The sequence below is a fragment of the Corallococcus sp. AB038B genome (assembly GCF_003668955.1).
GTDB lineage: Bacteria > Myxococcota > Myxococcia > Myxococcales > Myxococcaceae > Corallococcus > Corallococcus exiguus.
Genome location: NZ_RAWO01000011.1, coordinates 1 through 14130 on the forward strand (window position 1 = coordinate 1; position 14130 = coordinate 14130).

The 14130-nt window shown below is 69.9% G+C and carries 13 protein-coding genes; 9 read left to right on the forward strand and 4 right to left on the reverse strand.

The window, feature by feature from the left end; translation table 11 throughout:
- Nucleotides 1-283 precede the first annotated feature (283 nt).
- On the forward strand, nt 284-1375 hold the full coding sequence (locus tag D7Y04_RS31760; RefSeq protein ID WP_147477228.1) for a hypothetical protein: 1092 nt from the start codon (nt 284-286) through the stop codon (nt 1373-1375).
- Nucleotides 1372-1977 carry an outer membrane beta-barrel protein gene (locus D7Y04_RS31765; RefSeq protein WP_120600312.1) on the forward strand — a complete coding sequence of 202 codons (606 nt, stop codon included), beginning with the start codon at nt 1372-1374 and terminating at the stop codon, nt 1975-1977. Before D7Y04_RS31760 ends, D7Y04_RS31765 begins: the two co-directional genes overlap by 4 nt.
- 12 nt (nt 1978-1989) lie before the next feature.
- On the opposite strand, the gene D7Y04_RS31770 is transcribed toward D7Y04_RS31765, so the two are convergent.
- Nucleotides 1990-2400: a response regulator gene (locus D7Y04_RS31770; RefSeq protein ID WP_120577307.1), complete on the reverse strand. Its 411-nt coding sequence runs from the start codon at nt 2398-2400 to the stop codon at nt 1990-1992.
- A 297-nt stretch (nt 2401-2697) separates the two neighbouring features.
- Here D7Y04_RS31770 and D7Y04_RS31775 point away from each other — a divergent pair, with 297 nt between their 5' ends.
- Nucleotides 2698-4101 carry a DEAD/DEAH box helicase gene (locus D7Y04_RS31775; protein ID WP_121761910.1) on the forward strand — a complete coding sequence of 468 codons (1404 nt, stop codon included), beginning with the start codon at nt 2698-2700 and terminating at the stop codon, nt 4099-4101.
- A 159-nt stretch (nt 4102-4260) separates the two neighbouring features.
- Entirely contained in the window at nt 4261-5475 is a 1215-nt protein-coding gene (locus D7Y04_RS31780) for a DUF790 family protein (protein WP_121761694.1), read from the forward strand.
- Between the two features lie 14 nt (nt 5476-5489).
- On the opposite strand, the gene D7Y04_RS31785 is transcribed toward D7Y04_RS31780, so the two are convergent.
- Nucleotides 5490-5855, reverse strand: a complete 366-nt coding sequence (locus D7Y04_RS31785) for a helix-turn-helix transcriptional regulator (protein WP_121761695.1) — start codon at nt 5853-5855, stop codon at nt 5490-5492.
- Between the two features lie 129 nt (nt 5856-5984).
- Between D7Y04_RS31785 and D7Y04_RS31790 the strand changes: the two genes are divergently transcribed.
- From D7Y04_RS31790 to D7Y04_RS31805, 4 genes are all read left to right on the forward strand, one after another.
- On the forward strand, nt 5985-6344 hold the full coding sequence (locus tag D7Y04_RS31790; RefSeq protein WP_121761696.1) for a response regulator transcription factor: 360 nt from the start codon (nt 5985-5987) through the stop codon (nt 6342-6344).
- A gap of 65 nt (nt 6345-6409) precedes the next feature.
- A complete protein-coding gene (locus tag D7Y04_RS31795) occupies nt 6410-7249 on the forward strand; it encodes a metallophosphoesterase (protein ID WP_121761697.1) in 840 nt (279 codons plus the stop codon).
- An 83-nt stretch (nt 7250-7332) separates the two neighbouring features.
- On the forward strand, nt 7333-8634 hold the full coding sequence (locus D7Y04_RS31800) for a DUF418 domain-containing protein (RefSeq protein ID WP_121761698.1): 1302 nt from the start codon (nt 7333-7335) through the stop codon (nt 8632-8634).
- Between the two features lie 69 nt (nt 8635-8703).
- Nucleotides 8704-9981, forward strand: a complete 1278-nt coding sequence (locus D7Y04_RS31805; RefSeq protein ID WP_121761699.1) for a DUF418 domain-containing protein — start codon at nt 8704-8706, stop codon at nt 9979-9981.
- Between the two features lie 100 nt (nt 9982-10081).
- Here the strand turns inward: D7Y04_RS31805 and D7Y04_RS31810 are convergent, their stop codons facing one another.
- Complete coding sequence (locus D7Y04_RS31810) at nt 10082-12340, reverse strand: M4 family metallopeptidase (RefSeq protein ID WP_121761700.1); 2259 nt, start codon at nt 12338-12340, stop codon at nt 10082-10084.
- A 364-nt stretch (nt 12341-12704) separates the two neighbouring features.
- Here D7Y04_RS31810 and D7Y04_RS31815 point away from each other — a divergent pair, with 364 nt between their 5' ends.
- Nucleotides 12705-13679, forward strand: coding sequence for an NADPH:quinone oxidoreductase family protein (locus D7Y04_RS31815; RefSeq protein ID WP_121761701.1), 975 nt, complete (start codon nt 12705-12707; stop codon nt 13677-13679).
- A 12-nt stretch (nt 13680-13691) separates the two neighbouring features.
- Here D7Y04_RS31815 and D7Y04_RS31820 read toward each other — a convergent pair whose 3' ends face one another.
- The gene (locus D7Y04_RS31820; RefSeq protein WP_120596708.1) at nt 13692-14108 is read right to left on the reverse strand and encodes a hypothetical protein; all 417 of its coding nucleotides are present in this window, start codon (nt 14106-14108) and stop codon (nt 13692-13694) included.
- Nucleotides 14109-14130: the final 22 nt, after the last annotated feature.

The window sequence follows — 14130 nt, forward strand, 5'->3', positions numbered from 1 at the left end:
GCCCTTGCTGCCCCGTCCCGCCCTGTTCCCCCTGAAGCAGTGCGGCTTCCCCCCCACCGACTCCGTCCCCCCGCCGTGCTGCCCGTCCCTGCTGCCGGGGTACTTAAGCATTCGCCGTGCCGACGCTCCTTTGCGAGATATTCCCCTGAAATATCAGTCGTTTGCGTCAATCAGCCCCGCAGAACGAGCCGGGCTGCGGGCTCGGAGCCGGAAAAAACTCCTGACCCTCCGGGGCCCCGGCCTAACGTGTGACAGCCTTGTTGACGGGATGATGGAGGAACCCGTGCGCCTTCCGGTCGCCGCCGCACTGCTCAGCCTGGTCGCCTGCTCTGAATCGACCGAAGGCACCACCCCGAAGCTCGAGGGACTCATCAATCCGCGGCAGCGGCTCATCACCCCCGCGCGCGTCTGCAACGCCGGTGGCGGCACGGAAGGATGGCGCCTGGAGCTCATCGGCAGCCGCTTCATCCCCGTGCCTCGCGACGCGCTCACCGACACGCCGTCCGTGGAGCTGCCTCTGGTCTCACTGAGCGGCCCGACCGACTACACGCTCCCCGCGGACCACCTCTTCTTCGCGCGCACCGAGCTCATGCGGATGGACCTGCCCACCCGCGACAGCACGCCGTCGAACACGCTCCCGCCCGGCGCCTATTCGGTCTCCGTGACGAACCCCCTCGGCGGCACCTCCGAGCTCGAGGACGCCCTGCGCGTCGTGCCGCCGCCGGAAATCACGAGCCTCACCGCGCCCGACGGCTTCCGCTACAACGCCGCCAGCCCTCTCGTCATCGAAGGCAGCGGCTTCCGCTCGGACGCGTTGCCGCTCATCGTCCTTCAGCGGCAGGGCGAAGAGGATCAGCCCCTCTTCACCCTCACCATCGTCTCCGACACGCGCATCGAAACCGAAGTGCCTCCCGCGACACCGGAAGGCACCTACGCGCTCACCCTCACCAACCCCGAGGGCTGCTCCGTCACGCGTCCCCAGGCGCTCACCATCACCTATCCGAGGCTGGGCGCCCTCTCCGTGTCGCCCGCGAGCGGCCCCGCGAAGAGCGACACGGTCATCACCCTCACCAACACCGCGTCTGGCGCGTCGAGGCCCTTCACGACGCCCGGCACCCACGACGTATACCTCGTCGCGCCCGTGAAGACGGATCCCAGCCAGACGGTGAACATCCCGCTGTACGACGTGACCTTCGTCTCCTCGTCGCAGCTCCGGGCCACCGTGCCGAACTGCTCGGGCTTCGACTCGCGGCCCGTCACGGATCCCTCGTGTCCCGGCGGCATCGTGCCCGGCACCTACGGGTTCATCGTCGCGGACCCCAGCGGTGCCTTCGGAACCCTCCCCGCGTCCTCCGGCTTCACCGTGTCCCCATGAACGCCCTCGCCCTGCTCGCGGCCGCGGCGCTGGCCGCCGCCCCTTCCTCCAAGAAGGACAACGGAGGCCCTCTCTTCATCGCGCCCAAGGTGGGCTTCATCAAGCCCGTCACGTCGCTCGGCGGCGACCTCTTCCTGGGCGGCGAGGTGGGCTACCTCACGCCCTTCCTCCAGCGGCGCCTCGCGCTGGTGCTGGAGGTGAACTACCACCGGCCCTCCACGACCGGGACGCTGCGCGGGCCCCAGCTGGACAACCTGGGCCAGCCCATCGAAGCGCCGTACACGCTCGCCGAGCGCGAGGTGGCCATCCAGCTGTCCGCCGTGTTCCGCTTCCCCCGCGCGCTCGGTCCGCTCACGCCCTACGTGGGCGCGGGCCCTGGCCTGTATCTGCACCGCGCGACGGTGGAGTCGTTCGACAGCACCACGTCGGAGAGCGGCGGCGGGCTGGGCTTCCAGGCGCTCGCGGGCGCGGAGCTGCCGCTGGGTCCGGGCGGCGCCTTCCTGGAGGCGAAGTTCCACTTCGCTCCGGTGGACTTCCTCACCACCGGCGACGTGAACGCGGGCGCGGTGCTCGCCGCCCTGGGCTACCGGCTGCGCCTGTAGTCGAGCGGTGGCTCAGGCCCGTCCCACCGGCGGGCGCAACATCCGCAGCAGGTGCTGGGCCAGCAGGTCGCGCGTGGCCTGGAGCACCGACCCCATCAGGTGGTGCAACGCCTCCGCGGTGTCTCCGTGGGCTTCGCGCACGCGCTCGGAGCGGCCGTCGAAGATGCGCAGCCGGCCGGGCACCAGCGAGATGACCGGCAGCGACGGGTGTCGCTTGCGCAAGAGTCCCAGGAACAGCGGGTGGTCCTCGTCCGGACGGCGCAGGTCCACCACCACCAGCGCGGGCGTGTGCTCCGCGATGGAGGCGAAGGCGTCATCGGGCTCGCCCGTGGCGGACACCTCCACGTCCGGCTCCGAGTCCAGGAAGCGGCTGAGCAGCGCACGGGACGCCGCATGCGGGCTGACGACGAGGATCCGCATCAGCGGGCCAACGCCTGGAAGGATGCGGGACTCCCACCCGAGGGCGGTACAGGGCGACCAGTGGCGAGGCGGATCCAGGGCATGGGTGGAGCAGGTAACGCCCGAGCCCCCCTCAAAGCAATCCGCCCCGCGTCCAGAAGGCACGCCGTGCCGCCAGGCAGCCAATCGTCCGCGCCCGTGGCTTCTTCCGGCCATGCGGGCCAGAGTGGCGGCGCGCCTCCCAACCCGCTACTTCCCATCCCGCGCGAGTCTCCCCCCACGTCGGTTCCCCCAGAGTCCCGAGCGTCCGCCATCGAGCCCCTGCCCTCCCCCCTCACCGAGCTGCACTACGACAGCGGCACGCTGGTGGCCCCGACGCTGCCCGACGACGAGCGTCTGCACGCGCTCTTCCAGAAGGACGCGCGCACGGGCGTCTTCCGCGCGCCCGCGCTGCACTACCGCGACGTCGTCCTGCGCCTGCGCGAATGCGGGCTGCCCTACGAGGACCGAGCGAAGCGCTTCGAGCCGGCGGAACTGCCCCTCGCGGTGCCCATCGAGCCGTTTCCGCATCAGCGCGCGGCGCTGGACGCCTGGACGCGCGCGGGAGGCCGGGGGCTGGTGGAGCTGCCCACCGGCGCGGGCAAGACGCTGCTGGCGGTGCTGGCCATCGCGTGGGTGAAACGTCCCACGCTGGTGGTGGTGCCCACGTTGGATTTGATGGCGCAGTGGCAGGGCGTGCTGGCGAAGCACTTCGCCACCCCGGTGGGCATGGTGGGCGGCGGCGTCAACGACCGTCAGACGCTCACGGTGACGACGTACGACTCCGCGGCGATGCAGATGGAGTTCACGGGCAACCGCTTCGGCCTGCTCATCTGCGACGAGTGCCACCACCTGCCCGCGCCCAGCTACCGCTTCATCGCGGAGGGGACGCTCGCGCCCTACCGGCTGGGACTCACCGCGACACTGGAGCGCGCGGACGGCGGCGAGCGCGTGTGCGAGGAGCTCCTGGGCCCGCTGGTGCACCGCACCGGCATCGACGAGCTCCAGGGCCAGTACCTGGCGCCCTACGAGGTCCGCCGCATCGAGGTGCCGCTCACACCCGACGAGAAGACTCGCTACGACGAGGCGCGAGGCCGCTACATCACGTTCGTGCGCAAGCTCGGCGTGCCGCTCGCGTCACCGGAGGGTTGGGCGCGCTTCCTGGCGCAGAGCCAGCGGAGCGACGAGGGACGCGCGGCGTACCGGGGCTACCGGGAGCAGCGCCGCATCGCGCTCACCTCCAGCGGCAAGCTGGATGCGCTCTGGAAGATATTGCTGGAGCACCGCGAGGACCGCGTCATCGTCTTCACGGACGACAACGAGACGGTCTACACGCTGGCGCGCAAACTGCTCCTGCCCGCGCTCACGCACCACACGCCGCTGCCGGAGCGCAAGGCGCTGCTGGCCGCGTTCGCCAGCGCGGAGCTGCCGGTGCTGCTCACCTCGCGAGTGCTCAACGAAGGCGTGGACGTGCCGGACGCGCGCGTGGGCGTGGTGCTCAGTGGCAGCGGCAGCGTGCGCGAACACGTCCAACGCCTTGGCCGCATCCTGCGAAAACGCCCCGGCAAGCGCGCTCTCTTGTACGAGGTGTGCTCCGCGCAGACCGCGGAGAGCGGCATCAGCGAGCGGCGTCGGCAACATCGCGCCTACCAGGAGCCGGAGGGATCGCCCGATGCCAGCGCATGACGGCCGTCCCCTTCGAGGATGCCCGAGGCACGGGTGCGGCTCGCCTACCAGGAACCGGAGGGATCGCCAGATGCCAGCGCATGACGGCCGTCCCCCTCGCGGGTTCCCGAGGCGCGGAGTGCGGCTCGCCACCTCGTGCCGCACAAGGGAGACGTCCACATGCTGACGCGTGAGCTGCTCGCCTCGCGCGTGCGCGAAGGCATCCTGCGCCCTTCCTTCGTGAAGACCCACGACCCGTCCCTCCAGGCGCTCGCGAAGGAGCTGCTCGCGGACGCGGAGTCCTTCCGGGGCCAGAGCCGCGACGATGTAGAAGAGGCCTTCAGCCTCAAGGCCGGAGCGTTCAGCCGTCCCAAGGTCGCGCGCGGGCTGGTGAAGCTGCTCCTCGACCGGCTCATCTTCGACGAGGCTGGCGAAGGCGCCACGGAGGCGCGCTGGCGCACGCTGCTCGTGGGCACGAAGGTGCTGCGGACCCTTCCGCCGGACACCACGCTGGAGGCCTACGAAGCGCGCCTCACGGAGGCCCTGGACGCGCCGCTGGCGGACACGCGCGAGGCGCTCTACTCGGACCTGCCCGGCAACCGGAAGCTGCTCGGGTGGGACGGCGAAGCGCTCACTCCGCAGGGGTTGCTCGACCGCTACAACCTGGCGCTCGCACAGGGGCCGCTGCTCAACGCCCGGCGCCTCACCCTGCGCGCGCGATCGCCAGAGCTGCTGCGCGTGCGCAAGCTGTTGCGCTGGTTGAAGTTCTGCCGGCTGGTGGCGGAGGTGCGGCGCGACGGCGAGGACTGGGCCCTGGAGGTGGAGGGCCCCGGCGCCATGCTGTCCCTGCAGAAGAAGTACGGCCTGCAGCTCGCGAGCTTCCTCTCCGTGGTCCCCATCCTGGAGCGCTGGGAACTCTCCGCGGTGCTGGAGGACGCGCGCAAGCAGTCCACGCTCCAGCTGTCCCATGAGGATCCGCTGGTGTCCCCGCTGCCCGCCGCGCTGGGGCACGTGCCGCCGGAGGTGGCCGCGCTGGCGGAAGGCTTCGAGGATGAGGCCTGGGAGCTGGACCTGACGCCCCTGCCCCGCCACACCGGCGCCGCTGGCCTGTGCGTGCCGGACCTCACCTTCCGCCACCGGAAGTCGCGCCAGGAGGTCGCGCTGGAGCTGTTCCACCCGTGGCACGCGGCGCCGCTGTCACGCCGGCTGGCGGAGCTGCGCGCGCGTCCGGACGCGGGGCTGCTCCTGGGCGTGGACCGCGCGCTGGCGAAGGAAGCGGCGGAGCGGCAGGTGCTGGAAGATCACCCGCAGGTGGTGCTCTTCAACGGCTTTCCCTCCGTCCGGAAACTGAGGGAACGGCTCGCGCGATGGGACGGCGCGGCGAAGGCCGGCTGAGCACCGGAGCGCCTTCAGCCCCGGGGTTTGAACTGCGAGGCCAGCACGCTGAGGATGCGGACGGAGCCCCGATCCAACTGCTTCGCGCGACGCAGGAGCCGGCGCAGCTCCGCGGATTCGCCGTAGTCGGACGGAGGCTCCGCGGCCCACTTCACGTCCTGCGACGGCTTCAGGCCCAGCGCCTCGTCCGCGGAGATGGACAGCACCACGCACAACCGGCGGAAGGTCTGGATGCTGGGCAGCATGTGGCCGCGCTCCAGGCGCCCGTAGACCTCACTGGCGATGCCGATGCGCTCCGCCACGTCCGCCTGGGTCAGGTTCAGGCGAGTGCGGGCGACGCGGGCCGCGCCTCCGAGCCGGGATGCGAGGGTCTTTTCCATGGGGTCGTTAACCTACCGGGTTCGCCCATGTCGATATGACTTGAGAGGTTGGCTTCCAAGAACTTCCGGGGTAGGCTTTTCGCGACACAACCTCTTGCGTCTAGCCCGTCCGCACCACCCATTGCCTTCATGCGAGAGTCCTCCAGCCCACCCAGCTTCCTCTTCGTGGACGCGGATCCGCGTGCGCTGGCCGCGCTGCGCCGGCTCTCCAGGTACCTGCCCGGAGACAAGCGCTTCGCCCTGGGCGTGCGCGAAGCGGAGCGGCTGATGGGGGAAGCGGCGCCGTCCGTGGTGGTGTGCGGCTACGGCCTGCCGGATGGTGACGGGCTGTGCCTGCTCTCGTGCGTGCGCGCCCGGCATCCTCGCGCCGCGTGCGCGCTGCACACCACGCATCCCCCGTCTCGCGGGCTGCGGGAGGAGGGCATCACCTGGATGGACCGCGCCGCGCCGCCGCAGCAGGTGCTGGCGCTCCTGACCTCCTTGAGCTGACGGCCGGGCGTTCCCATGGCGTGCGCGGCGGGGAGCGTTAAGGTAGGGACTCCCCCAAGCACGCCATGAAGCTCTACGCCATCAGCGACCTGCACCTGCGGCACAAGGAGAACCACGAGGCGCTGGCGGCACTCGCGCCACGCCCGGACGACTGGCTCATCGTCGGCGGCGACGTGGGCGAAACGCTCGCGGACATGGAGCTGATGCTGCGCACGCTCACCGCGCGCTTCCGCCAGGTCGTCTGGGTGCCAGGCAACCACGAGCTGTGGACCATGCCCTCCGAGCAGCCTCCGCTGAAGGGCGAGGCGCGCTACCTGCGCATGGTGGACCTGTGCCACCGCTACGGCGCGCTCACGCCGGAGGACCCGTATCCGCGCTGGCCCGGCGAGGGCCCGCCCCGCGTCATCGTCCCCATGTTCCTGGGCTACGACTACACCTTCCGCCCGGACACCGTGCCCGCGGACAAGGCGCTGGAGTGGGCCTGGGAGGACGACTTGATGTGCACGGACGAGGTGCTCCTGCATCCGGAGCCCTACCCCACCCGTCAGGCCTGGTGCCACGCACGCGTGGAGCGCACCCGCGCGCGGCTGGAGCGGCTGCCGCCGGAGTGCTCCACCATCCTCATCAACCACTACCCGCTGCGCTACGAGCACGTGCGGCTGCCGCGCATCCCGCGCTTCTCCATCTGGTGCGGCACGCGCCTCACCGAGGACTGGCACACGCGCTACCGCGCGGAGGTGGTGGTGACGGGGCATTTGCACATGCCGGCCACGCTGTGGCGCGACGGCGTGCGCTTCGAGGAGGTGTCCCTGGGCTACCCCATGCAATGGCGCCACCGGGGCGGCCTGGAGCGCTGCCTGCGCGAGGTCCTTCCCGGTCCTCAGAAGCCCGCCCCGCAGCCATGACGTCGCGAGTCACCCCTCGACGCGGGCCGCGCCACACCCAACGCGTTTGACGGTGCGGAGCCTCGGGCGTGTAGTTGCACGCCATGCCCGAGCCCTCCTCCGCTGGCCCCGTCGAGCTCTCCGAGCGCGTGCACCTGCTGGACGCCCTGCGCGGCTTCGCGCTCCTGGGCGTCTTCGTCTCCAACAGCCTGAGCTGGTTCAGCGGCCGGTCGCTGCTACCGAACGAACAGGCACAGGCACTGGCCGCGCCCATGCTGGAAGTGGTGGTCCGCCAGCTCTACGCCTTCTTCGTGGACCAGAAGTTCGTCACCCTCTTCTCCCTCCTCTTCGGAATGGGCTTCGCGCTGCAGATGACGCGCGCGGAAGGGCGGGGCACCTCCATCGTGCCGGTGTACCGGCGCCGGCTGCTCGTGCTCCTGGGCATCGGCCTGGTGCACATGTTCGCCCTCTGGGTGGGTGACATCCTCAGCACCTACGCGCTGGTGGGCTTCGTGCTGCTGTTGTTCCGCCAGCGCTCGGACAGGACGGTGCTCACCTGGGTGGCGGTGCTCTTCGTCGTCCTGCCCCTCACGCTGTCCATCGCGCAGCGCTTTGGCCCGGAGCTGCTGCACGGCAAGGAGGCCGCGGAAGCCGCCGCCAAGGCCACGCGCGACCTGGAGGCCGCGCACCGCACGGCGTTCCTCACCGGCCTGTCCAGCGAGTCCGTGCTGACGTCGCAGAAGGCCAACGCCCTCTTCGCCTGGCAGAACCTGCCCAACCCGGGGCGTCCCATCTGGCTGTGCATCATCCTGGGCCGCTTCCTGCTGGGCCTGTGGACCGGACGCCAGAAGCTGCTGGAGGACGTGGAGCGCCACCGCAAGCTGCTGGTGCGGGTGATGGCATGGGGGCTGGGCGTGGGCAGCGCCGTCGCCACCGTGTCGTTGGTGCTCTATCTCAGGAGCCGGGGCGCCCCCGGCGGCCCCTGGGGACAGACCAGCCAGCCGCCGTGGATGGTGGGCATGCGCACCCTGCGGGAGGTGGGCTACCTGTTCATGGGCTGCGGGTACGCGGCGGCCTTCGCGCTGCTCTTCCAGAAGGAGCGCTGGCGCAAGGTGCTGGGCGTGCTCACGCCCGCGGGCCGCATGGCGCTGACGCTCTACCTCACGCAGTCGGTGATCAGCATCGCGCTGTATGACGGCTGGGGCCTGGGGCTGGTGGGCCACACGCCGCCGTCGCGCACGGTGCTCATGTGCCTGGGCGTCTTCGCGGCGCAGGTCGCCTTCAGTCACTGGTGGCTGGCGCGCTTCCGCTTCGGGCCAGTGGAGTGGCTGTGGCGCTCGCTCACCTACGGCCGCCTCCAGCCCATGCGCCTGGCCCCCGCCGGCGAGGCGCGCGCGGCGCACTGAGATGTATCGCTGTATCAGGGCGGGCGCGTGATTTGACGCTGCCGAGGGCGCCAGCATGTAGTGCCCGGCATGTCCGAGTCCCCTTCCGCCGGTCCCATTGAAAGCGCGCAGCGCGTCCACGCCCTGGACGCCCTGCGCGGCTTCGCGCTCCTGGGCGTCTTCATCTCCAACAGCCTGAACTGGTTCAACGGTCGGCTGTTCCTGCCGAAAGAGCAGGCCCTGGCGCTGGCCGCGTCGCCGCTGGAGCTCACGGTCAATTCGCTCTTCGCGCTGCTCATCGAGCAGAAGTTCGTCACCCTCTTCACCCTCCTCTTCGGCCTGGGCTTCGCGCTGCAGATGACGCGCGCGGAAGGGCGGGGCACCTCCATCGTGCCGGTGTACCGGCGCCGCCTGCTCGTGCTGTTGGGCATCGGCCTGGTGCACATGTTCGCCCTCTGGCTGGGCGACATCCTCACCACCTACGCGCTGGTGGGCTTCCTGCTGCTGTCGTTCCGCCAGTGCTCCGAAAAGACGGTGCTCGTCTGGGCGGCGCTGTTCCTGTTCGTGGTGCCCACCGTCTTCTCCATCGGGCAGCGGGTGCTCCCGGTGATGCTGGACGGCGCGGCGGCGACGGAGCGCGCCCAGAAGGCCACGCGGGAGGAGGACGCGGAGCGCCGCGCGGCCTTCTTCGCCGGCCTCTCCAGCGACTCGGTGGTGACCAGCCAGCAGGCCAACGCGGCCTACGGCTGGGCCAGCATCCCCAACCCCAACCGCCCGGTGCTGCTGTCCATCATCCTGGGCCGCTTCCTGCTGGGCCTGTGGGCCGGGCGCCGAGGGCTGCTGCAGGACGTGGAGCGCCACCGTCCGCTGCTGCGGAAGCTGGCCGTCTGGGGACTGGGGGTGGGCAGCGTCATCGGGCTCGTCGTCCTGGCGCTCAACCTCACGTACCGGGGCGTGACGAGCCTGCCGGGGTGGCTGGTGTGGATGCGCATCCCCAAGGACGTGGGCATCCTCTTTTTGGGCGTGGGCTACGCGGCGGCCTTCGCGCTGCTCTTCCAGAAGGAGCGCTGGCGCAAGGCGCTGGGCGTCTTCACCCCCGCGGGCCGCATGGCCCTGACGCTCTACCTCATGCAGTCCGTGCTCAGCATCGCGCTGTATGACGGCTGGGGCCTGGGACTGGTGGGCCGCACGCCGCCGTCGCTCACGGTGGTCTTCAGCCTGCTGCTGTTCGCGGGACAGGTGGCCTTCAGCCACTGGTGGCTGGCGCGCTTCCGCTTCGGCCCGGTGGAGTGGCTGTGGCGCTCGCTCACCTACGGCCGCGCCCAGCCCATGCGCCTGGGCCCCACCGCGGCGCACGCGGTGAACTGAAGCGGGACAAAAAAAGAACCCCGGGTCCCGCGAGGAAGCGGGAGCCCGGGGTTTCAGGAGCGGAGCGCGGCACCTTCGCCGCGCTCCACACCTTCAGGCACTACTTGACCTTGTAGGAGGCCGCGAACACGGTGTTGATGTAGCCGTCGACCTCGGTGTCGACCAGGCTCGGCACACCGACGATCGTGATGTAGTACTTGCCCGCCGCGATGTTGCGCAGGATGACGCTCTCCGTCGCGCTCTCCCTCACGCCACGGCCCAGGTAGGACGTGAACGTCGGGGCGGCGGCGGCCTGCACGTAGACGTCGGCGTTGCCCTCGCCCTCGCCCAGCGCGATGGACAGCGTGTTGATGCCGGAGTCCTTCTTGTACTCAGGCACGTCGATGATGAAGGTGCGGGTGGAGCCCGGCACGCCGGAGAGGCCCTCGATGCGGGTCTCGTTGCCGATGTCCTCGAAGCCACCCTTCCAGGTCACGGACAGGCTGGTGCCCGTGTAGGTGGTGAAGCCCTTGATCATCACGTACCAGATGCCCTTGGCGCCAGAGGTGGCGAAGGTGCAGGTCTCCGCGTTGCCAGACTTGTACGGACGGCAGTCGTACAGGGAGTCCGTCGGGGCGTTGTTCTTGCGGACGTAGAGGTCCGCGTCACCCGTGCCACCGGCCAGGGTGAAGGTCACGTCCGTGGCGCCCTCGGGGATGGTCACCGAGTAGTACACCTTGCTGCCGGAGGTGCCGTTGATGCCCGTCACGGGCACGCCCTTCTCGATCGGCGTGGTCACCGGAGGAGGCACGGGCACGCCCACGCCCACGGCCTTCCAGGCGTTGCCCACCGAGGCGATCTCCGCCGCGGTGAAGCCCAGCTGCGTCGCGGCCTGCTCGGAGGCGGTCTTCGCCGCCTCGAAGTTGGAGGACGCAACCAGCAGGTCGGCGTTGATCTTGTAGAAGACGCGAGCGGCCTTCTCGAAGCCGATGCCGGTGACGACCTGGGTCGTCTTGGCGCGCGGGTGCGTGCCACCCTCGGACATCAGGTAGAACGCCAGGTTGGAGATACCCGAGCTGTAGTGCACGTCCACGCCCGAGCCGTAGTCCGGGTAGTAGTCGAGCGAGTCCCCGTCCTGCGTGGGGTTCTTCATGTAGCGCAGGCCGTCACCCGGGATGCTCGGGGTCCAGACGTCGTCGCCGACGATCCAGGTGCCGTCGTCGATGACCTTGCCCTTGCCGTACCACTCGCACACCGCGCCGAAGATGTCCGAGAGGGACTCGTTCAGGCCGCCGGACTCACCGGAGTAGGTGAGGTTGGACTCGTGCTCGGTCACGGCGTGCGTCAGCTCGTGCGCCGTCACGTCCAGCGAGTTCGCCAGGTTGGAGGCGTTCACGCCGTCGCCATCGCCGTACACCATCTGGGTGCCGTCCCAGTAGGCGTTGACGTAGTTGTTGCTGTAGTGGACGAAGCTCTTCAGCACGCCACCGGCGTTGTCGATCGAGTCGCGACCGAACAGGTTCTGGTAGCAGTCGTAGACCGTGCCCAGGTGGTTGTAGTTGTTGTTCACCACCACGTCGGCGTGGGCCGCGTCACCCTCCCACCGAGCCCGAACGCCGCCCGTGGGGACGTTCGTGCGGTGCTGCATGTCATTCACCTGGCGGTTCTTCGCCGAGTGGATGTGCGGAACGCGCTCGAAGACGTCGCCCGTCTTGGCGTTCACGTACACGGAGTCATCCACCGGGGTGGAGTCCTTCAGCTCGCCCACGACGCGAATTTCGTACGCGAGGATGAGCTCGTTGCCCGAGCGGCGGTACACCAGCTGGGGCTCGCCGTTGGCGGCCGCGCGCTCCGGGGAGCCGCGATCACCGACCGCCGCGGAGATGGCCGCGTCGGACGCGATGGAGGCCTTCAGCTCGCCCTGCAGGTCGCCGCGGGCGTTGGTGTTCACCGCGAACACGGTGCCGTTGCGCGCGTGCAGGCGAACCTCGGCGTCCTGAACCAGGATGCCGTTCTGGGTCACGCCGTAACGGTAGTGGGTGTCACCGTCGAAGCCGACGTAGGCGCGCTTCAGGAACAGGTCGTTCGGGTTCAGGCGGAACAGCGGAGCCACGCCCGCGAGCACCGGCGCCAGCTGCTGCTGGGCCGCGATGCCCTGGATGGCCGAGGGAGCGGGAACGGAACCGAAGGAACCGGTGAGGAAGGTGGGGACCGCGTCGGTGTCCGCCGCGATGACCTTCTGGCCCGCCGACAGATTGGCGGAAGCCTTCTGGATGTTGGCGTCCTCGGTGTTCGCCGCAGGAGCGCCATCGGTGCAAGCGCCAACCATCAGGGACAGGGCTGCGGCACCCAGGGCGCCGCGTACTCGCTTCTCGTACATGTAATCCTCCTAAGGGGAAAGATTAGGAAACACTGTGCCACAGGAGAGGCGCGTATTTCAAGTACAGGCGAGATTTCTACTTTTACATCTCTTCTCAGACTTCGAGAGTATCTCGCAACTGCTTGAAATGACGGAGGAACTCACGCAGCCCGGCGAAAACGGGGTTGAAGCTTCAAACCGGCAAGGCAGTTACTTCATGGTTGAAGCGTCTGTCGGCGGATGCGTGCAATGAGTGAACGACGGGGAGAAATTGCCGTCTCATTTATTCCCGACCCGGGTGGGTCCTTCATCACCGTTGACATCCAGGAGGGCTTTGGGGGCGGGGCAGGCGGGCTAGCGTCCCGCTCTCAAGGAGGCGACACACATGCGCGCGTTGCAGCTTCAGCGGATGGAGGGACCCGAGGGCCTGGCGATGGTGGAGGTCCCGGAGCCGGAGGCCGGAGACGGGGTCCTCATTGATGTGGTGGCGGCCGGGGTGAGCTTCCCGGATCTGCTGCTCACCCGTGGCCAGTACCAGATGAAGCCGGAGGTGCCCTTCGTGCCGGGAGTGGAGGTGGCGGGCGTGGTGCGCGCCGCGCCGGCAGGGGCACGGGTGAAGCCCGGCGACAGGGTGATGGGCTTCTCCTTCACCCTGGGCGGCTTCGCGGAGGCCTGCGTGGTGGCGCCGGAGCTGGCCTTCCCCATTCCGGAAGCGTGGAGCTTCGAGCAGGCGGCGGGCGTGGTGATGAACTACCACACGGCGCACTTCGCGCTGCACCGGCGCGGGCAGCTGCGCCAGGGAGAGACGGTGGTGGTGCACGGCGCGGCGGGCGGCGTGGGCACCGCGGCCGTACAGGTGGCGAAGGGCGCCGGGGCGCGCGTGCTGGCGGTGGTGAGCGACGAGCGGAAGAAGGAGGTGGCGAAGCGCGCGGGCGCGGACGTCGTCCTTCTATTGAAGGACTTCCAGGCCGGCGTGCGCGAGGCCACGGACGGCCGGGGCGCGGACGTGGTGGTGGATCCCGTGGGCGGCGACGTCTTCGAGAAGAGCCTCAAGGTGCTGGCGCCGGAGGGGCGGCTCCTGGTGGTGGGCTTCGCCAGCGGCCAGATTCCCTCCGTCGCGGTGAACCGGCTGCTCTTGCGCAACGTCTCCGTGGTGGGCGTGGCGTGGGGAGCCTTCCTGATGCAGGCGCCGGAGCTGCCGGGCGAAATCGCCAGGGACCTGGAGGCGCTCGCGGCGAAGGGCTTCGTCAATCCGGTGGTGGGCCGCGTCTTCCCCTTCGAGGACGGCGCGCAGGCGCTGCGCGAGCTGGAGTCGCGTCAGGCCGTGGGCAAGGTCGTGCTGAAGGTGAAGGCCGGCTGACGTCACTCGACGTCACTCTTCTGGCAGGGGCAGGGGCGTGGGAGTCCCTGCCTCGCGCTCCAGGACGTCCGCGGCGCGGGCATCCCGGGGCAGACCGAAGCGGGCGCGCGAGCACATGAGGAGCTGGCCCGCGAAGACGCTGTCCGCCAGCGCGTCCGCGTAGCGCCCGTGGGCCTCGCACAAGCGGGCCCGCTCATCCACCAGCCGGGCGAGGATGCGCGCCTGCTCCGGGTGGGCGAAGAGCCCGACGACGGAGCGCGCGTCGAAGCGGGCGAGCGTGTCGTACTCCATGCCCAGCGTCGTGATGCACACCTCGCGGATCCGCTCCAGGCACGCATCCCAGGAGGCGCGCGAGTGGGCGATGTCCGGCACCGAGCGGCCAAGCTCGCGGACGGCGTTGAGCAGGAAGGCGTGTCGTAGCGAAGGCATCCGGTCCTCCACTACAGCCCAG

What these genes read in the sequence shown, in the direction of transcription:
- D7Y04_RS31765 (WP_120600312.1), top strand. Translation starts at nt 1,372, where the DNA reads ATGAACGCCCTCGCCCTGCTCGCGGCCGCGGCGCTGGCCGCCGCCCCT.
- D7Y04_RS31780 (WP_121761694.1), top strand. Translation starts at nt 4,261, where the DNA reads ATGCTGACGCGTGAGCTGCTCGCCTCGCGCGTGCGCGAAGGCATCCTG.
- D7Y04_RS31785 (WP_121761695.1), bottom strand. Translation starts at nt 5,855, where the DNA reads ATGGAAAAGACCCTCGCATCCCGGCTCGGAGGCGCGGCCCGCGTCGCC.
- D7Y04_RS31790 (WP_121761696.1), top strand. Translation starts at nt 5,985, where the DNA reads ATGCGAGAGTCCTCCAGCCCACCCAGCTTCCTCTTCGTGGACGCGGAT.
- D7Y04_RS31795 (WP_121761697.1), top strand. Translation starts at nt 6,410, where the DNA reads ATGAAGCTCTACGCCATCAGCGACCTGCACCTGCGGCACAAGGAGAAC.
- D7Y04_RS31800 (WP_121761698.1), top strand. Translation starts at nt 7,333, where the DNA reads ATGCCCGAGCCCTCCTCCGCTGGCCCCGTCGAGCTCTCCGAGCGCGTG.
- D7Y04_RS31805 (WP_121761699.1), top strand. Translation starts at nt 8,704, where the DNA reads ATGTCCGAGTCCCCTTCCGCCGGTCCCATTGAAAGCGCGCAGCGCGTC.
- D7Y04_RS31810 (WP_121761700.1), bottom strand. Translation starts at nt 12,340, where the DNA reads ATGTACGAGAAGCGAGTACGCGGCGCCCTGGGTGCCGCAGCCCTGTCC.
- D7Y04_RS31815 (WP_121761701.1), top strand. Translation starts at nt 12,705, where the DNA reads ATGCGCGCGTTGCAGCTTCAGCGGATGGAGGGACCCGAGGGCCTGGCG.
- D7Y04_RS31820 (WP_120596708.1), bottom strand. Translation starts at nt 14,108, where the DNA reads ATGCCTTCGCTACGACACGCCTTCCTGCTCAACGCCGTCCGCGAGCTT.